Genomic DNA, 16,816 nt, shown 5'->3' with positions numbered 1-16,816 from the left:
CGGGAGAGTGGAGTTGTTACCCTATTTCAACAGTGTAAAGAAAAAGTAAATATAAGTATAATGAATGATTCTAACCATATATAAGAGAAACTTATGCGCGTCGTCGATTACCGTGGATTGGCCGCCCTCGACGCCGTGATCGGCCTGGGAAGCTTTGAAAAGGCCGCGCAGGCGCTGGCGATCAGCCAACCGGCCGTGTCGCAGCGCATCCGCACCCTGGAAAACCTCGAAGGCACCCTGCTGATCATCCGCAGCCACCCGCCCCTGCCCACGGAAGCGGGCCAACGCCTGATCGCCCATTACCGGCAAGTCAAGCTGCTCGAAGCGGCGCTCGACGCCCAGCCCGGCCCCACCACGCATTTGCCGGAACTGGCCATCGCCGTCAACGCCGACAGCGCCGCCACCTGGATCCCGGAAGCGCTGGGACCGCTGCTGTCGCCGCCGTCGTGCCTGCTCGATATCCGCCTCGACGATCAGGACCACACCCTGAGCCAGCTGCGCGAAGGGCGCGTGTTTGCCTGCGTCACCAGTGCCAACGACCTGGTGGCCGGCACCACGGCCACGCCGCTGGGCGGCATGCGCTACCTGTGCGTAGCCTCGCCCGCGTTCGCGCAGCAATGGTTTCCCCATGGTTTTACGGTGGAAGCCGTCAGCCAGGCGCCGGCCATCACGTTTGGCAGCAAGGATGCCCTGCACGAGCGCTACCTGCAGCACCGCCTCGGCTACACGGGCCGCTATCCGCACCATGTGCTCGGTTCGGCGCGCGACTTCGTGCGCTTCATCGAAGCGGGCTATGCTTATGGCATGGTGCCCTTGCTGCAGGCGGAAACGGCGCTGGCCGCCGGCAGGCTGGTCGACGTGGCGGCCGGTCAGGCGCTCGATGTGCCCCTGACCTGGCATGCCTGGGATATCCAGACGCCCCTCACGCGCACCCTGTCGGACGCCGTCATCGCCACGGCGCGCAAATGGCTGTTACAGGACTAATTGACGCATGCAACATTTATCTATGCCAGACAGCAACTTCTCCGTGTGCGCCCTGCCTTGCCTGGCCTACACTGCAAGCATCAGCCATCACCATCAGGAGCAAGCATGACGATCCTGCGCACCACCCTGCTCGGTTTGCTGGGGGCCATCCCGCTGGCTGTCGGCCTGGCCGCCTGCTCGCCCTTGATAGCCATCAATGCCTTGTCGTCCGGCAACGCCTCGCAAGTGACGCGCGGCCTGGCCTACGGCCCTCTGCCACGGCAAAAGCTCGATGTCTACGCCCCCAGGACCCGCACGGGGCCCGTGCCCGTGGTGGTGTTCTTTTACGGCGGCAACTGGACAACGGGCGAGCGCGCCGACTATGCCTTCGTTGGTCACGCGCTCGCGGCGCGCGGCTATCTGGCCGTGATCGCCGACTACCGGCTGTATCCGGACGTGCACTATCCCGAAATCTTGCAGGATGCGGCCCGCGCCGTGGCATGGGCCGCGATGGAGTCCAGCCGTCATGGCGGCGACCCGGCGCGGCTGTTCGTCATGGGCCATAGCGCCGGCGCCTACAATGCGGCGATGTTAGCGCTCGACGCCAGTCTGCTGGCGCGCCACGGCATGCGTCCGCACGACTTGCGGGGCTGGATCGGCCTGGCCGGCCCCTATGATTTCCTGCCAATAGAAAACACCATCACCCGCCCCGTTTTCTTTTACCCGGACACGCCCGCCGCTTCGCAGCCCATCCATCACGTGACTGCCGAAGCGCCGCCCGCCCTGCTGATCGCACCGGCGCCCGGCAAGGATAAGCTGGTCGATCCGCAACGCAACACGGGTGGCCTGGCCAGGGCCTTGCGGGCGCTTGCCAGGCCCGTGACGGAAACGTATTTCGACAAGGTCAGCCATACCACCCTGGTCGCCTCTCTGGCCAGCCCCTTGCGCATGCTGGCGCCCACGCTCGACGCCGTGAGCGCCTTTATCGACGCCAACAGCAAGACAGACCATGCGGCGGACAACACGGCAAACAACGGAGGCACGCCGCAAGACACCAGGCCAACGCCTCCGGCCACGCCGCAGCAGCCGGCAATGGCGCAGGGCACCGCCACGCAAGTAGCCGCGGCGCGCGTCCACGACAAAACGCCCGCCCCCTGAGGGACGGGCGCTCTGCCTGGCCACTGCGCGCAACGCTACGTGTCAACCAGCCGCACCTCAAGGCTCGGCCCCCGAATGCGGATTCAGTTGACTGCAGCGGCCCGCTTACTCTTTACGGCTGGCGCTGCTGCTGCTTTTGCTTTGAGCGGAGCCCGCTTGCGAGACGCTGCCGCTGGCCGAGCTTTCGCTGCCGGCCGACTGCTGGCTGCCCTGATGGCTGCCGCTTTGCAGGCTTTGGCCGTCACGGCTTTGCGCGCCGCGTTGCTGCTCGCGGTTGGCACCGTTCTGATGATAGGCCTGGAACGGTTCGGCGATGCGCTGCATGGCTTCCTGCTGTTTGCGCACGTTTTTCTCCGTTTCTTCCGACGCCGTGCGGGCCACTTCTTCGGCCAGGGCCTTGGCAGTACGGCTCGTTTCATTCACATGCCGCTCTGCCACGTTGGCCAGCTCGACTTGCGTATCGGCTGCCAGGCGCGCTACCTGTTGCTGGTATTTGCGCAGTTGCTCGGCGGCAGGTTGGCCCGAGGCGGCAGCCACCTGGAACACATCTTCAGCGCGCTCGACCGTCAGCAGGTTCTGGCTGGTGACCGTGGTTTCTTCCAGCAAGCCTTGGGCCAGCTGCATGTTCAGGTCACTGAAGTGCTGCACCGACTGGAACAGCGACTTCGACAGTCCATTAAAGAAAGCCAGCTGGGCTTCCAGGTGGTTTTTGGCGGCAGGGGTAACACTACGGGAATATGGATACATGGAGTTCCTCATTAAATAGCGGTTGGGTGGACACAAACAAATGGCGACACCACCGGCAGTCGAACGGTGAGGCAAACGGCCAGGCTACGCCACGAAACGCGAAAAAACATATCCGATTGGTGGGAAGATGCTTTGCAACGCGAGTCCCAAGGCTACGTGAGCACCGCTGGCGAGGGATGATCTGGATCAAAGGTGCGCTAGGCTGCGCAGAAAGTTTTGGCTGGACGGCTTGCCTTTGGCAAACGTCAGTGACGGGAAGGAAAATCTGTGCCAGGCAAGCTCAACAAGCGGCGCCCGCGCCCGGCACGACGGGCTTGTAGCCATGGCTGCGCAGCGACGCTTCCAGCCAGCGATTGCCATACCAGCCGCGCGCCAGCAGGTAACTGAGCTCCGAGACGGCCATCAGCAGCATCATCGGGCCGATGCGCAGTTCGGTGGCCAGATGGCTGCCAAACCACAGGCACGCATCCATCGCCAGCATGAGCAGCAGCAGCCACCAGCGGCGCTTGGCGACGGCCCAGAACGAGCCCAGGAACAGGGCCGGCCAGGAAAAACCCGCCTTGACGTAGGCATAGCGGCCGGCATCGTCGGCAAACAGGGTGGCGCTGTGCTTCATGCTGCTCTCTTCAGGAAATAACGGTGTCAGGGCTCGGGATGGTGGCAGACTGCTTCGACATTGTGACCGTCCGGCCCCAGCACGAAAGCGCCATAGTAATTCGGGTGATACAGGGCGCGGATGCCTGGCGCGCCGTTATCCTTGCCGCCCGCTTCCAGCGCGGCCTTGTAAAAGGCGTCCACCTGGGCACGGTTGTCCGCCGCGAAGGCGAGATGCATGCCGGCATGCGGCGTGCCGCCCACGCCGAACCAGAAATCGGGCTTGCCATCCTTGCCCAGGCCGACCCAACCCTGCTCTTCCATCACCACCGCGACGCCCAGGGGCGCCAGGGCGGCCGAAAAGAAGGCCTTGCTGGCCTGTGCATCGCTGACATTCAAACCGATGTGATCAAGAATCATGATGGCGCTCCCTGGCGATAGTGAAATGGAAGTACAGTATGCGCCAACATTGCCTTTTAAGCAACCACAACTGCGAATCCGGCTGCTCAGGAAACGCCATGCGCCAGCCTAGCGCAGGTTGCCCGTGTGGCCCAGCGAATAGCGGCCCGGCTGCGGCCATACGGTCAAGCCGTGCGGTTCCTGGCCAACTTTGACCTTGGCAACGTCGCCGCTGTTCGTATCGATACGGTAGACCACGTCGTCGAAACGGCCGGACAGCCACAGGTACTTGCCATCGGCGGACACATTGCCCATGTCGGGGCTGCCGCCGCCAGGTATCGGCCAGTTCGACACGACTTTTTCCGTGGCGAAATCGATCACGCTCACGCTGCCCTTGCCCTTGGGCTTGCCGTGGATGCGGTGCGTGCCACGGTTGGCCACGTACAATTTCTTGCCATCGCGGCTAGGGTACAAGCCATGCGCGCCCACGCCCGTCTGGATGAAGCCGATTTCCTTCAGGGTGGCGCCATCGACGATGTGCACGCCGTCGGCGTCCATGTCGGCGATATAGAATTTCTTGCCATCCGGCGAGATGCGTATGTCTTGCGGCATGCCCTTCTTGACGCTGCAGATTTCATTTGCCGGGCCGCCCACGGGGCCGGATTCGGCAAAGCGCTTGGCCGGCATCTGCAATTTCAGGTAGCCGTCGACCTTGCGGCCCACCAGGTCGATCTTGGCGATGGTGCCGTCGAACTCGCAGGTGAACATGGCGTAGCGGCCGTCATTGGAGAAATCGGCATGGTTGATGCCGCCGCACTGGGGCGTGTCGATCGAATACTGCACCGCCATGGTCTTCGGATCGCGGAAATCGAGGCGGTGGCGCGCTTCGGCCACGACGATGGCCGATTTGCCGTCCGGCGTGTAATACATATTGTAGGGATCATCGACGGGCACTTCCTTGCCCGGCTTGCCGCTCAAAGGGTCGATAGGCGTCAAACTGCCCTTGTCCGTGCGCTCGGCATTGTTCGCCACCCACAGGGTGCGCAAGTCCCACGACGGCACCACGTGCTGCGGGCCGCTGCCGACCTTGAACTTGTCGACCACTTTCAGGGTCTCCTGGTCGATCACGTAGACATCGTTCGAGCGCAGGTTGGGCACGTAGACACGGCGCAAATGATCCTTGACGACGGGGCTCATATTGCTGCTGGCGATGCTGCCGTACACGTTTTTCGGATCCACCAGCGGCGGCATGCCCGGCAGCGGCGAATAGGCGGCGGCCGGTGCGACGGCGGCTGGAGCCGCTGTGCTGGCGCCGGTGACCTGGCTGGCCACGGCCAGGCCGGCCAGTGCGGCAGCCAGGGCGGACAAGGTGACGATGGTGCGTCGTTGAGATTTTTTCATGTGATTTCGCGTCGTTTCGTTGCAAAAGCCGGAAGTTCAGCACTTCCAGCGGAAGTTATTTATTACGTTTCAGCAGCTGTTTGATGGCAGCCACCGAGGTATCCACCTGCAGCTTGACACCGATCTGGCCCAGTTCAGCCGTGGCGCGCGTCGCGTCACCGCGCACGCCGTCCGCCACGCCGGGCTTGGGTCCGTGGGCCATGGCGTCGCTGCGCACCAGCGACGGGTCCGTCGCCAGCATCAAGGCTGCGTCCGCCAAGCCTGCGTGCAGGCCGATCTCGGCGCTGCTGTGGCCGCGTTTCTGTAACTCGGCAATATAGGCCGATTGCGTGATGTCATAGTAGTCGAGCAAGGCGTAAGCGCGCGCATCCTTGCCGGCGGAAGCCTTGCCCCAGGCGCGGTTGAGTTTGTTGGCCACGTTTTGCTCATTTTTTTGATAGCCGCCATGGTCGCCGAGAAAGATGATGTCGCGGAAACCATGCTGGCGCAGGCTGGCGGCCGCCCCTTCCAGCACGGCTTCGAAGGCGGCAGGCGGAATCGAGATCGTGCCGGCAAAGCGCATGTGGCCGGCCGGCGGAGAAACCGCGCCTTCCGGCACGTAGCAGACGACGGGCGCGACGATGGTATTGCCCAGCTTTTGCGCAATCTGCCGCGCCAGCAGGCCGGCGCGCACATTGTGCTTGCCCAGCGCGATATACGGCCCGCTCTGCTCGACGCCGCCAATCGGCACCAGCACGGTCGTGGCGCCGTGGTCGATACGGCTGCGCAACTCCGTGCTGGTCAGCTCTTCCAGCATGACACTGCTGCTGGCAGGCGCAGCCGCCATGACGGGCGCCGTGAACAGCAGGCACGAAAATGTCAGGACGAACAGGGAAACGGGGGGCTTGCGTGAAATGCGGAGCGTGGATGGCGCGCAAGGCGCCGTTCGCTGAGGGAACTGCAGAGTCATAAGCCAACATCTTTCCAAGGTCAAAGGCGCCGTGCCCGGCCTTGCCAGGCAAGCTGGCTGCCACGCAGGAATTGTATTCCATCATGACGGGAACGGCACGTTAATTTGACGGGGCAGTTTGCAAGGAATTGACGAAGAGAAACTATCTATCAGGCTGTTGTCGCGTTAGCTCCGCCCTCCTCGGCATTGTGGCGAGTGTCGTTGCGCTTCTCGGCATAGGCCTTGAGCGAGCGCATCGTCCTGGGAAGCCCGTCCCGGACCTGTCTGGCAACGCCTGGGCCGAACAGAAAGGCAAGGGCTCCCGTGAACCACACGCGGTGAACGACTTGCGACCCGCCCTCTGCCGCAACAACCGTGTGCTCGAAGTGGATGCGGAACCAAGGGATGTAGCCCTCGACGGTGAACGAGCGGCCTGCCGAGCGCTCCGTGACCAGCATCGCAATACCCATCCCCTTGCTGGGAATTATCCTGCCCTGTGTTCCCACCGCGAACGGTCCATTGAGCCGGGCTTGCTTTGTATCGGGATCCCACAAGTGCCAGCGGTCGACCTCGCTCCAAATTTGATCGATGACCGTGGGCGGGACGGCAATGTGGATGCTTTCTTGAATTTGCGCCAATTTGGGGGATCTCCCTATCATTGTGTGAAAGTAACTGGGCCTGTTATCCGGCGCCGTGCAGTGTCTGAATATTGGCCCGCGGCATAGCATTCATCACGCAGTATCGCCATGCCATTGCGCCAATTCAAAAATACTCCGCCAGCAGGAACAAATGCCGCAGCCATTTCTTTGCCTCGACAAAAAAATATATCTGCTGGAATTGCAGGATACACTGTTTTTTTATCATGCAAATAGAATCAGATTGTGGTTATACTGGTCGCAGATAAAGCCGGTCCATGATGACAGCCTTGTTTTGCGCCAGGATCAAGGGATGCTCCGGATTCGACCGCAAGCTGCTGCTCGCCATGGCCATGGCCATGAGCATATGAAACTTTGAGAAATGATGAACACAGCACATTGGCGGGTTCAGGAATTACAGCATCATTCAGCGGATATCGCCTGGCTGAATGCCGAGGATGCCCGCCGCGCCTATGAGGTAGCAGGCCTTCACGACTCAAAGACCCATCTCGGCCTGAACGTTAACACCGTTGACTCGATCGAGCGGTTCGCATCCGGAAACGATGCGGCCATCGTAAGCAAATGGTTACGTGCCCGTGTGCCGGGAAACCAGCAGGTCGTGGTGGTGTTTGGAGAAGACGAATGTTTCTTGTGTAGCAGTGTGTTCCTGGTCGAGAATTGGCCGGATATTTTTATCCCTTCACGTGACGACGCGATGGTTTATTCGAACGACACGCCGCTTATCCTGTTTTACTGCCACGAGAATGCATTCGAAGTGGGGCAGCGAATTGTTTTTGATTAGAGACCGAGTTCGGCCAAAAGCGGACCTACCTGTCCAAACTACAATTCTGATGAACATAGACGAACTTACTCGACGCCGCGTTGAAACCGCTCTTCTGGACTGTGATGGTTCGTGTAGAGATATCAACTTCGCCGAATGCATTTCGACATCTGGAGCCATTGACGTCCTAAGGGTTCTAGCATCATCTTGGACTTTGGTTCAGGCGATGACGAGTGAGGGCGATGATATTGCAAAAGCCGAGTTGCAAAGCAATCTTCGACAGGCATCTGGCTCGCTATCCACTGTTTGGAATGGCGGCAGCAACCCTGAGCATATCCAAGCGTACTTCCGCTGGGATGAACCAGACAGAGTATTCTGTGAGATCACGTTTTTCCCCCAGGACTTTGACGGCGAAACCTTCAAACTCATAGATTTCCTGTCGATGTTAAGCAAGTTGGCCTTGGCTGCGCGTAGTGCTGAGTATTATGTGCGCTACGAAGATGCATCTTGGCGTCACGGGCAGCATGAAAAGGATAGCGTGATTCTTTCTGATAGAGTGCTGTCGCTTTCACCGACCTGACGGGTGTCGGCCACAAGCGGACTGATATTTTTTTGAAAATTGCTTATGCAACGCCATTTCTACGCGACAGCAAAGGACCTTCTTCCAGTTTTCGAACTTGTTGAGGCGAAGATTCCGCTTGGCTATACGCGAACTGGGCTATTTGACGAGGATACTTACGCGACGTTTGACAGCGGGGCTGAACTTCCGACACTAACAAAAGCCTTAGTTGTTACTAGTGCGGTAGCGGGGCCAGGATACCTTGTCACTGATCGGGCGTCTCTTATCCAGAGTAGGGGCATCCAACAAAATGATGGGCGAAAAAAATTCGCCATCGACCAGTTGATGAATCCTGATAGTATTGTTTTCCAGCACGGCGGCTTTTATTCTGACCAGATTTTGTTATCTGGTCGTATCTCGACGGCATCAGACACTCCGGTGGCCACGAGGCTACAACGTGCGTTCTCTACTGCGTTGACCAAGAAATTTGTCCGCGTTAAAGCTTATTGGGTTGGACCAGATGCTTTGGCAATATTAGAACGAGGTGCACGCTTAACGATTGGCGCTGCCTCGCCAAGCGAATTCGATTTGGCGCTTGACGGCTAATTGCTCTAGGCCCGGTACCGGCCAGAAGCAGTCATAGAAATTTATTCCCAGGAGTACCGAGCCCGATCATGTACGAACAAATATTCAGAAATCTTCCCGGGAATCCTGATTGGCAAGGTTCGTTCTATGAAAGGCTGACTGAATACGGTGATTGGAATATTGTCGAGTTCTGGAAACTGCACTGGGATTTGGTGGAAGCCGCACGTTCTGAAGCACATCATGGGGCTGTCAGCAGAGAACTAGCGCTGGCTGTTGCAACTCTCTACGCAAAAGTCTCTAGTTTGATTTTGGCACATTACAACGTTAATGACGTGTTCCTGATTAGTAATTTGTCACCAGATCAGCTTTTAGCTTTTACGGAGAGGTTCGAGCATGCAATGCTTGGTGTTTTTTCTGGTGAGGTGATTGCAGAGTCCTCATATGAGCTACCTAGTCCGCTTATTGCGGTAAGTTAGCTCAGGGCAAGCCGCTTTCGGCCAGAAGCGGACAGTCGGCAATTGACCAATTAAGCTTTACTCAGAAAGTCAGCATGTCTCACCGTGATCCTTTTGATGTTATTTCATCCACCGTTGATCTGGATGATCCGGTAGAGCACGGTGATGCTCAACGCTTTATGGTTAACGCCCTGGCTCGGGTGATCGAATGTCTACCCGTTACCGCGCAGTCTTCTGTTTTGGCTGCTAAACGATATCTTGAGGGCGCGGCAACGGATAGCGAGGCCTTAGCTGTCCGGGTGAGGCTTTGGGAGACCATCCGAGGACGCGATATGTCGGATGACCCTGAGGTGTTGCGTATCAGAACCACGATTTGTGCGCTGCACGGCATGGACGCTGAAGCACCTTACGACAAGTTGGAATACTTTCTGTTTTTTTGGGAGCGCAGCGGCTTAAGCATGGTCGAGCTAGCTGGAGCTATGTTCGACACATACGGCGTTGTTTATCACGACGCTTAATCGGCTGCGGTGGCATATGTCGAATGCGTCAGATCTATGTCTGCTTCGGGGCGTAACCTGCTAACGACGGCAACCGGCCAGAAGCAGTCGTTCGACAAAGCGTTCGGGGGCAGAACGGTCGAGCTTTTTTGAATACTGGAGAATTTCAATGGCTGTATGGCAATTCAAGTTCACCTTGATTCCCGCAAGAAGGATTGTCGAAGTACATGGCAAAGTGCCTGATTTCCTGCTTCAGTTTGCTGCTGTTGTGCCAGACGCAAGTTTCGATGATGAAATGGTTTGGCCAAATTATTGGGAAGGCGTAGACAAATCTGCCATACAGGCCCTCGCGAAGAGTGTATTGCCCGTAGCTGATTCTTGGAGCGCTGAGGCGACTATGTATGGCAATTCTAAAACAGACGACATACAGGTTTGGGACGATTCCGTTGACGTTCGTCTGGATTGTTCAAATCTGAACATCAGGCTGCTCGAAAGCATCGTTGCTATTGCTGATGACTGTGGGTACTGCATAGTACTGTGCGAAGGGGGACGAGTTATCGCTCCCATAGTGGAACAAGTGACAGAAGCCCTGAAAGCATCGTCTGCATCCAGATTCGTCAAGGATCCAAACGCATTTCTCGCTTCCAGCGATCGAATTTTCCAAGCTAGCATTGGTTAGGAAAGGTCGGCTGTGGGACGGAAGCTGTCTCACATGAACGGCGGCAACCGGCCAAAAGCGGACCTAGCCAAATACGTGAACAACGCCAGGAATATTAAAGGAATGATCGCGCATGAAGATCGAAGACCTAGCTGAGACCTACGTGCTCTCCTTCTACCTGGAGCAGCGCCATTCCTATTTTCTGACGAAGTTGATTGGCTATGACGGGACACGATTTGAGTTGCTGGCGACAAATTCCGATGGCTCGCCAATTGGATTTGAAGTTGGCGAACTTCGTTTTGCCGGGAACATCACAACTCGTGAGAATGTTCCAAGTCTTGGTGAGCTTGAAGGTGCGGCGACAACTGAAGATGGTGCAATCCTTGAAGGTGACTTCGGCGACATCAGAATTCGCGCAAACAACATTACCATCAAGAAGGAATCCTAGTTCTCGATGGTCCGCTTTGGGGCGAAAGCGGACTCACGTGTGCGAAAGGCAGGCACCCTGACTTGCGAAACAGGGCAGTGCCCTCCTTCCCTGTCAGCCCGGGAAACCTTACTTACCGTCGTCACAGATACCGAACATCAACGCCCCCCCCGAATAGAACAATGACATCACCAAAACCCCGGCGTACCGGGGCAATTCAATGACTAAACTTAAGCGCGGGCACTGCGGCCAGGCAGCGCCAGGCGCCGGCTGGCTGAGGCTGAAGCCGCGGCCGGCAAGCCACCCGCCACTGTCAGCGCTTTGCCCTGGGCGTCGCCACGCAGGCGGAACACGGCCACCACGTCGACCAGTTCCACGGCACGATCCTGCAGCGAGGAAGCCGCGGCGGCCGCCTCTTCCACGAGGGCCGCGTTTTGCTGGGTGACCTGGTCCATTTGCGAAATGGCCTGATTCACCTGCTCGATGCCGGCGCTCTGCTCGTGGCTGGCGTTGGCGATGTCGCCCATGATGTCCGTCACGCGGCGGATGCTGGCGACGATTTCTTCCATCGTCGCGCCCGCCTGGTCGACCAGCGCGCTGCCCGTGTTGACCTTATCGACGGAATCTTCGATCAAGCCCTTGATTTCCTTGGCGGCAGCCGCCGAGCGCTGCGCCAGGTTGCGCACTTCCGTGGCCACCACGGCAAAGCCCCGGCCCTGCTCGCCTGCGCGCGCCGCTTCCACGGCCGCATTCAGCGCCAGAATGTTGGTTTGGAAGGCAATGCCGTCGATCACGCCGATAATGTCGGCGATCTTCTTCGCCGATTCGTTGATCGAACCCATCGTACCCACCACTTGCGCCACCACGGCGCCGCCCTTGCGGGCCACGTCCGAGGCGGACACGGCCAGCGAGTTCGCCTGGCGCGCATTGTCCGTATTCTGGCGCACGGCCGAGGTCAGCTCTTCCAGGCTGGATGCCGTTTCTTCCAGGGAAGACGCCTGCTGTTCGGTGCGCACCGACAAGTCCGCGTTGCCGGCGGAAATCTGCGCGGCCGCCACGCTGACCGTATCGGCCGAGGCGCGCACAGTGGCGATCACGCCGACGATGCGCTCGAGGAATTTATTGAAGGCGGTGGCCGTGCGGCCCACTTCATCCATGCGCTCGACGGGCATGGCGGCGGACAGGTCCAGCGAAGCGCTGACGCGCTCCAGCGTGTGTTCGATATTGCCCAGGCCGCCGCTGATGGTGCGGTAGATATGCCAGGCCAGCGCGCCCGTCAGCAACACGGCCACGCCCAGCACGGCCAGCATGGTGTTGAACGCCGTGTCGTAGGCGGCCAGGCTTTCCGCTTTCACGTCATCGACCAGCTTGTTGTTGTAGGCGATATGGTCATCCATGCTTTTCTTCGCGGCGGCGGCCGTGATGGCCAGCGGCGTGCCGGCCAGCAAGGTGGCGCGTACGCCATCCATGTCGCCCGCGTAGGCGGCGGCAAAGAATGGCGCCAGCGCGCGGCGGTAGGCTTCCATCGCGGCCTGGTCGGCGTCGAGCATCTTGCTGTCCGTCGCGTCATACAGGCGCTCGGCACGGTAGGTGGCGATGACCTTGTCGAAATTCGTGTTGGCATCGGCCACGGCCTTGTCCAGCGCCGTCTTGTCGGCCAGGTTCGAGAATACGGACAGGCGGTAGCCGGCCAGGCGCGAGTCGGCCAGGAAACCCTTGGCCGCATTCAAGCCCTGGATGCTGGGAATGATGCGGTTTTGCACGGTATCAAAACGCTCCTGGGCGCGCTGCAGCTGGATGGCGCCGCCGGCGCCCAGCAATAGCAGGGCCAGCAAGGCGATGGTCAGGGTCAGAATTAATTGCTTGGTGATATTCATGGTGTGTCACAGTAAAAAGGTAGCCTGGCAAGGCCAGGCAGGATAAGTAGCTGCCGATCAGGTGGCCGGGGATCGGTTGCTAGGCCGCCAGCGGGGAAGCCTCGGGCGCGCGGCGCAGCAAGTCGCCATGCTGGCGGCAAAATGCCAGGCCCGCCTTGTGGCCCACGTCGAACAGCAACTGCATGTTCGAACTGGACCAGTCCAGCGTATCGGGCCAGTGCTGCTCCGGGATGCCGCCCATCAAGTCGAGCTTGAGCAGGCGCCGCTTGGGCTGGCCCGTGCGCGCATCCGTGTTGTGTTCGAGTTCGAACAGGCGCAGCTCGCTCTTGGAAATTTTCACCAGCGGCGTGATGATGGAGCGCACCCAGGCGTCGTACAGGTTGCGCGGCTTGCGCAGCAGTCGCTCGTCGCCGAGGATGTCGAGGATGACCAGCGTATCGGCGTCATGGTGCTCGCCCTTGCCTTCGATAAACGGGTCGAAATTGAGCGTATCGAGCGCCGCGCCTTCAATGTAGTCGTCGCCGGCGATGGTCGTGGGCGCATACAGGAACGGGAACGACAACGCGGCGCGCACGTGGATAGCTTCGATCTCGTGCTTGCCCCAGATTTGCATGCGGTGCTCGCTGAGGTTGTAGGCATTGATGTAGAAATCGGGGCGCATGCGGGCCACGCCCGAGAAATCCACGGCTTTTTCCAGGAAGGGCAAGTGCGCGCACAGGCCCAGGCTTTTCGCCGACAGGTCCGATGGCGACAGCGACGACACCATCAGCTTGCCCCAGTCCGACCAGGCCGTGGGCACGCCCGCAAACGTTTGCTGGAAGGCCTGAAAAAAAGGATTGTTGGCCGGCGGCTGGAAGGCGTCGCGGAAAGTGCTCGCATGCATGCCCGGCTTCTGGAACACCTTGTAGTTGATCGGGATCATCTTGTAGATGCTGTCGGCCACGCCCGTGTCGGCCCAGCTTTGCAAGGCCTGGCGCGGCGTGGCCTCGTGCGGCGTCGTGTAAAGCAAACCCATCAACACGCCGGCGCCCGAGGCGGAAATAACGTCGAACTCGATGCCCTCGTCAAGGAAAGCAGCCAGGGCGCCGGCGATCAAGGTGGAATTTGGTGCGCCGCCACCCAGCAGCAAACCCGTTTTGCGGGCCGGTTTCGCTGTCGTGGCTGGCGCCGGATCCTGCGGCGTCGTAGTGACTGTCTTCATGCACACTCCCTGAACGGAACGGGGTTACCATCCCTTAATTGTTGGTTACTACACGCTTATGGCGCCTAATCCTGCACATGTTCCCGCAAGCGACCAGCCGATGCAATGTTGCAGAAACAGATATGAAATTAACATAAATAAATTCCTTATGGCAATTTCCATAACGAATGACGGGTATTCAGGAAGGCCATAAGTTGATGCCGTGCGGCATGGCGTGATGCGGCGCAGCAAATATAAATCCAGCGGCGTTAGGAATAATCGTTTTGGGGTAGGAATATTCCCCAAGCAGCCGCCAGCGCGGCGGCCAGGGCCATCAAAGGGATGATGCAGGGTCGGGAGGGGGCGGAGAAAAATGCAGGTGGGTACACAAATGGTCAACAAAGACGCGGATTTTAGGTGACAGGTGACGGCTCGACGGCCACAGCACCCAGAACTTGCTCGAGTACAGCAGGCAATCGGCCAGCACGGCTTGCAGTTCGCCGCGCGCGATGGCGTCGCGCACGATAAAGTCAGGCAGGTAAGCCAGGCCCACGCCCTGCGTGGCGGCGCCGATCAAGGCCTCGATATTGTTGCAGGTCAAGGCAGTCGGCAAGCGCAACTCGCCGCCGCTGTCGCCGTCGGCCCGCTGCAGCGCCCATTCCTGCAGTTTCCCTGTGGTGGGGAATTTATAGCGCACGCAAGCGTGCCCTTCCAGCGCGCGCGGCGTGGCCGGCACGCCATGGCGGGCGAAATACGCGGGCGAGCCCACGATGGCGAAGGCAAACGGCCCCAGCTCGCGCGCCATCAGCCGCGAATCCGTCAAGGTGCCGCTGCGCACGGCCACGTCGACGCCTTCGGCTACCACGTCGACCAGGCGGTCGTTGAAATCGAGGTCGAGCTCGATCTCCGGGTACCGCCGCGTAAACTCGGCCAGCAGGGGCAGGATGATGCGGTAGCCGATCACGGGCAGGCTGACGCGCAGCTTGCCGCGCGGCGCCTCGGCCAGGTGCGACAGTTCCGCCTCGGCATCACCGAGGTCGGCCAGGATGCGCTGGCAGCGTTCGTAAAACAGCGCCCCCTCGTTGCTCAGGCTGATGCGCCGCGTGCTGCGGTTGAGCAGGCGCACACCCAGCTTTTCTTCCAGCCGCGCCACGCTCTTGCCCACGGCCGAGGCCGACACGCCGAGCAGCCGCCCGGCCGCCACATAACTGCGCGTTTCCGCCGCGCGCACGAAGGCGGCAATGCCATTCAGATTATCCATGCCATCTCGCCATCTCGATTAGGGAATATTTGTCCGTTATGAGTGGATTTTCAGCCACTTTTTCATTGATTACGCCCATATTATCATCGGATTCCCTCTTTCTGGAATCATTCCCATGGATACGAATCTTCCCGCGCAAACCCCGGACCAAGCGACTGCACGGCGCACGCTGGTGCTGGCCGCCGTCTGCCTGGCCGCGCTATGCATGCCGCTCAGTTTTACGGGACCGGCCATCGCCATCCCCGCCATCGCCGCCGAGCTGCACGGCTCGCCGCTGGCGCTGGCGTGGATCACGAATGCCTTCATGCTCAGCTTTGGCGGCTGCCTGATGGTGGCCGGCGCGCTGGCCGACCGCTATGGCCGCAAGCGCGTGTTCTTGCTGGGCATGGGCGTGTTTTCCGCCGCCGCGCTGGCGCTGGCGGCGGCGCCGTCCATTGCCCTGCTCGACGTGCTGCGCGCCGTGCAGGGCCTGGGCTGCGCCATGGCCCTGTCGGGCGGACTGGCGGCCCTGGCGCAGGAATTCGACGGCCCCGCCCGCGCGCGCGCCTTCAGCCTGATCGGCACGGCTTTCGGCGCGGGCCTGGCCTTCGGCCCCTTTCTGGCAGGCACCTTGATCACCCACACGGGCTGGCGCACCATTTTTGTCGCCACTGCCGCGGCCGGCCTGGCCGCCCTGCTGGCCGCCGCGCGCGCCATGCGCGAATCGCGCGATCCGCAGGCGCAGGGCGTCGATTGGCCCGGCGCCCTGACGTTTACCGGCGCATTGTCACTGTTTACGTATGGCTTGCTGCAGGCGCCCGACAGCGGCTGGGGCAGTGATGCCAGCCTGGGGCTGCTCGGTGGCGCGGCCGTGCTGCTGGGCGCATTCATCCGCGTGGAGCGGCGCGCGGCGCGGCCCATGCTGGACTTGACCCTGTTCCGCCTGCCTGCTTTTGCTGGCGTACAACTGCTGGCGGCAGCGCCCGCGTTTTCCTTTGTCGTACTGCTGGTACTGCTGCCGGCCCGCTTCATCGGCATCGAAGGCTACAGCGCGCTGGAAGCGGGACGCATGATGATCGCCCTGTCGGCACCCATGCTGGTGCTGCCGGTCCTGGCCGGCATGGCGGCGCAACGCCTCGCCGCCGCCCACATCTGCGCCAGCGGCCTGCTGCTGGCGGCGGGCGGCTTGCTGTGGCTCTCCACCTGCGCGCCGGGCCAGTCGCCCGCCACATTGCTGGGGCCGCTACTGCTGATCGGCTGCGGCATCAGCCTGCCCTGGGGCTTGATGGATGGTCTGGCCATCAGCGTCGTGCCCGTCGAGCGGGCCGGCATGGCGGCCGGCATCTTCAATACGACGCGCGTGGCGGGCGAAGGCCTGGCGCTGGCCATCGTCAGCGCGCTGCTGGGTACGCTCACCGTCGCGGCGCTGGGCGGCGCCGGCATTGCCGGCATCGGCGCGGAGCAGGCGGCGCATGCCGGCCCCTTCCTGGCGCTGGGCGAGCTGCGCCATGCGAGCACCCTGCTGCCACACGCTCCCGCCGCCGAGCTGGCGCAAGTGTATGGCACGGCCTTCCACCACTTGCTGTATGTGCTGGCCAGCATCACCACGGCATCGGCCCTGCTGATCCTCGCCTTTTTGCGCCATCCGGCCACAGCGGCCACGGACACGGCCGCCCTGCCCACCTGCAAGGCGCCAAACTAAGTCGCCCGGCTTTCCCGCGGCAACCATCCC

19 protein-coding genes are annotated in these 16,816 nt (G+C 60.7%); 10 read left to right on the top strand and 9 right to left on the bottom strand.

The features are described 5' to 3' along the window. Positions 1-93 precede the first annotated feature (93 nt). Together U0004_RS11635 and U0004_RS11630 are read left to right on the top strand one after the other, a co-directional pair. Entirely contained in the window at positions 94-984 is an 891-nt protein-coding gene (locus U0004_RS11635; RefSeq protein ID WP_034785706.1) for a LysR family transcriptional regulator ArgP, read from the top strand. Positions 985-1,089: 105 nt separating this feature from the next. Beyond that, entirely contained in the window at positions 1,090-2,121 is a 1,032-nt protein-coding gene (locus U0004_RS11630; protein WP_070259146.1) for an alpha/beta hydrolase, read from the top strand. A gap of 105 nt (positions 2,122-2,226) precedes the next feature. On the opposite strand, the gene U0004_RS11625 is transcribed toward U0004_RS11630, so the two are convergent. From U0004_RS11625 to U0004_RS11600, 6 genes are all read right to left on the bottom strand, one after another. Then, complete coding sequence (locus U0004_RS11625; protein ID WP_070259148.1) at positions 2,227-2,868, bottom strand: phasin family protein; 642 nt, start codon at positions 2,866-2,868, stop codon at positions 2,227-2,229. A 280-nt stretch (positions 2,869-3,148) separates the two neighbouring features. After that, the gene (locus tag U0004_RS11620) at positions 3,149-3,484 is read right to left on the bottom strand and encodes a hypothetical protein (RefSeq protein ID WP_052140423.1); all 336 of its coding nucleotides are present in this window, start codon (positions 3,482-3,484) and stop codon (positions 3,149-3,151) included. A gap of 26 nt (positions 3,485-3,510) precedes the next feature. Further along, the gene (locus tag U0004_RS11615; RefSeq protein ID WP_170846428.1) at positions 3,511-3,882 is read right to left on the bottom strand and encodes a VOC family protein; all 372 of its coding nucleotides are present in this window, start codon (positions 3,880-3,882) and stop codon (positions 3,511-3,513) included. A gap of 108 nt (positions 3,883-3,990) precedes the next feature. Beyond that, positions 3,991-5,262, bottom strand: coding sequence for a YVTN family beta-propeller repeat protein (locus U0004_RS11610; RefSeq protein WP_070259150.1), 1,272 nt, complete (start codon positions 5,260-5,262; stop codon positions 3,991-3,993). A gap of 55 nt (positions 5,263-5,317) precedes the next feature. Next, positions 5,318-6,088, bottom strand: a complete 771-nt coding sequence (locus U0004_RS11605; protein ID WP_081345832.1) for a creatininase family protein — start codon at positions 6,086-6,088, stop codon at positions 5,318-5,320. Positions 6,089-6,360: 272 nt separating this feature from the next. Continuing rightward, positions 6,361-6,828, bottom strand: a complete 468-nt coding sequence (locus tag U0004_RS11600) for an SRPBCC family protein (RefSeq protein WP_231958575.1) — start codon at positions 6,826-6,828, stop codon at positions 6,361-6,363. Positions 6,829-7,210: 382 nt separating this feature from the next. Here U0004_RS11600 and U0004_RS11595 point away from each other — a divergent pair, with 382 nt between their 5' ends. The 7 genes from U0004_RS11595 (at position 7,211) to U0004_RS11565 (ending at position 10,808) form a co-directional block, all read left to right on the top strand. Next, complete coding sequence (locus tag U0004_RS11595; protein ID WP_139144253.1) at positions 7,211-7,627, top strand: hypothetical protein; 417 nt, start codon at positions 7,211-7,213, stop codon at positions 7,625-7,627. Between the two features lie 49 nt (positions 7,628-7,676). Further along, positions 7,677-8,186 carry a hypothetical protein gene (locus U0004_RS11590; RefSeq protein WP_139144254.1) on the top strand — a complete coding sequence of 170 codons (510 nt, stop codon included), beginning with the start codon at positions 7,677-7,679 and terminating at the stop codon, positions 8,184-8,186. Between the two features lie 45 nt (positions 8,187-8,231). Continuing rightward, positions 8,232-8,771 carry a hypothetical protein gene (locus tag U0004_RS11585; RefSeq protein WP_070259158.1) on the top strand — a complete coding sequence of 180 codons (540 nt, stop codon included), beginning with the start codon at positions 8,232-8,234 and terminating at the stop codon, positions 8,769-8,771. A gap of 68 nt (positions 8,772-8,839) precedes the next feature. Beyond that, positions 8,840-9,226 carry an Imm41 family immunity protein gene (locus tag U0004_RS11580; RefSeq protein WP_071653730.1) on the top strand — a complete coding sequence of 129 codons (387 nt, stop codon included), beginning with the start codon at positions 8,840-8,842 and terminating at the stop codon, positions 9,224-9,226. Positions 9,227-9,300: 74 nt separating this feature from the next. Beyond that, the gene (locus tag U0004_RS11575) at positions 9,301-9,723 is read left to right on the top strand and encodes a hypothetical protein (protein WP_070259160.1); all 423 of its coding nucleotides are present in this window, start codon (positions 9,301-9,303) and stop codon (positions 9,721-9,723) included. 148 nt (positions 9,724-9,871) lie between these two features. Continuing rightward, positions 9,872-10,381: a hypothetical protein gene (locus U0004_RS11570; RefSeq protein ID WP_070259162.1), complete on the top strand. Its 510-nt coding sequence runs from the start codon at positions 9,872-9,874 to the stop codon at positions 10,379-10,381. Between the two features lie 112 nt (positions 10,382-10,493). Then, complete coding sequence (locus U0004_RS11565; protein ID WP_070259164.1) at positions 10,494-10,808, top strand: hypothetical protein; 315 nt, start codon at positions 10,494-10,496, stop codon at positions 10,806-10,808. Positions 10,809-11,017: 209 nt separating this feature from the next. Here the strand turns inward: U0004_RS11565 and U0004_RS11560 are convergent, their stop codons facing one another. The 3 genes from U0004_RS11560 to U0004_RS11550 all read right to left on the bottom strand — a co-directional run bounded on the left by U0004_RS11560 (position 11,018) and on the right by U0004_RS11550 (position 15,105). Beyond that, the gene (locus U0004_RS11560; RefSeq protein WP_070259165.1) at positions 11,018-12,664 is read right to left on the bottom strand and encodes a methyl-accepting chemotaxis protein; all 1,647 of its coding nucleotides are present in this window, start codon (positions 12,662-12,664) and stop codon (positions 11,018-11,020) included. 79 nt (positions 12,665-12,743) lie between these two features. After that, positions 12,744-13,865, bottom strand: a complete 1,122-nt coding sequence (locus tag U0004_RS11555) for a patatin-like phospholipase family protein (RefSeq protein WP_070259166.1) — start codon at positions 13,863-13,865, stop codon at positions 12,744-12,746. Between the two features lie 313 nt (positions 13,866-14,178). Further along, complete coding sequence (locus tag U0004_RS11550; RefSeq protein WP_052140180.1) at positions 14,179-15,105, bottom strand: LysR family transcriptional regulator; 927 nt, start codon at positions 15,103-15,105, stop codon at positions 14,179-14,181. Positions 15,106-15,220: 115 nt separating this feature from the next. Between U0004_RS11550 and U0004_RS11545 the strand changes: the two genes are divergently transcribed. Further along, positions 15,221-16,786 carry an MFS transporter gene (locus tag U0004_RS11545; RefSeq protein WP_115057455.1) on the top strand — a complete coding sequence of 522 codons (1,566 nt, stop codon included), beginning with the start codon at positions 15,221-15,223 and terminating at the stop codon, positions 16,784-16,786. Positions 16,787-16,816: the final 30 nt, after the last annotated feature.

The sequence above is a fragment of the Janthinobacterium lividum genome, assembly GCF_034424625.1.
GTDB lineage: Bacteria > Pseudomonadota > Gammaproteobacteria > Burkholderiales > Burkholderiaceae_D > Janthinobacterium > Janthinobacterium lividum.
The sequence above is the reverse complement of the archived record's forward strand: the minus strand, read 5'-3'. Positions and strand labels throughout refer to the sequence as shown.

Coding starts and splice junctions, on each gene's coding strand:
- U0004_RS11635 (WP_034785706.1), top strand. CDS start 94: ATGCGCGTCGTCGATTACCGTGGATTGGCCGCCCTCGACGCCGTGATC.
- U0004_RS11630 (WP_070259146.1), top strand. CDS start 1,090: ATGACGATCCTGCGCACCACCCTGCTCGGTTTGCTGGGGGCCATCCCG.
- U0004_RS11625 (WP_070259148.1), bottom strand. CDS start 2,868: ATGTATCCATATTCCCGTAGTGTTACCCCTGCCGCCAAAAACCACCTG.
- U0004_RS11620 (WP_052140423.1), bottom strand. CDS start 3,484: ATGAAGCACAGCGCCACCCTGTTTGCCGACGATGCCGGCCGCTATGCC.
- U0004_RS11615 (WP_170846428.1), bottom strand. CDS start 3,882: ATGATTCTTGATCACATCGGTTTGAATGTCAGCGATGCACAGGCCAGC.
- U0004_RS11610 (WP_070259150.1), bottom strand. CDS start 5,262: ATGAAAAAATCTCAACGACGCACCATCGTCACCTTGTCCGCCCTGGCT.
- U0004_RS11605 (WP_081345832.1), bottom strand. CDS start 6,088: ATGGCGGCTGCGCCTGCCAGCAGCAGTGTCATGCTGGAAGAGCTGACC.
- U0004_RS11595 (WP_139144253.1), top strand. CDS start 7,211: ATGAACACAGCACATTGGCGGGTTCAGGAATTACAGCATCATTCAGCG.
- U0004_RS11590 (WP_139144254.1), top strand. CDS start 7,677: ATGAACATAGACGAACTTACTCGACGCCGCGTTGAAACCGCTCTTCTG.
- U0004_RS11585 (WP_070259158.1), top strand. CDS start 8,232: ATGCAACGCCATTTCTACGCGACAGCAAAGGACCTTCTTCCAGTTTTC.
- U0004_RS11580 (WP_071653730.1), top strand. CDS start 8,840: ATGTACGAACAAATATTCAGAAATCTTCCCGGGAATCCTGATTGGCAA.
- U0004_RS11575 (WP_070259160.1), top strand. CDS start 9,301: ATGTCTCACCGTGATCCTTTTGATGTTATTTCATCCACCGTTGATCTG.
- U0004_RS11570 (WP_070259162.1), top strand. CDS start 9,872: ATGGCTGTATGGCAATTCAAGTTCACCTTGATTCCCGCAAGAAGGATT.
- U0004_RS11565 (WP_070259164.1), top strand. CDS start 10,494: ATGAAGATCGAAGACCTAGCTGAGACCTACGTGCTCTCCTTCTACCTG.
- U0004_RS11560 (WP_070259165.1), bottom strand. CDS start 12,664: ATGAATATCACCAAGCAATTAATTCTGACCCTGACCATCGCCTTGCTG.
- U0004_RS11555 (WP_070259166.1), bottom strand. CDS start 13,865: ATGAAGACAGTCACTACGACGCCGCAGGATCCGGCGCCAGCCACGACA.
- U0004_RS11550 (WP_052140180.1), bottom strand. CDS start 15,105: ATGGATAATCTGAATGGCATTGCCGCCTTCGTGCGCGCGGCGGAAACG.
- U0004_RS11545 (WP_115057455.1), top strand. CDS start 15,221: ATGGATACGAATCTTCCCGCGCAAACCCCGGACCAAGCGACTGCACGG.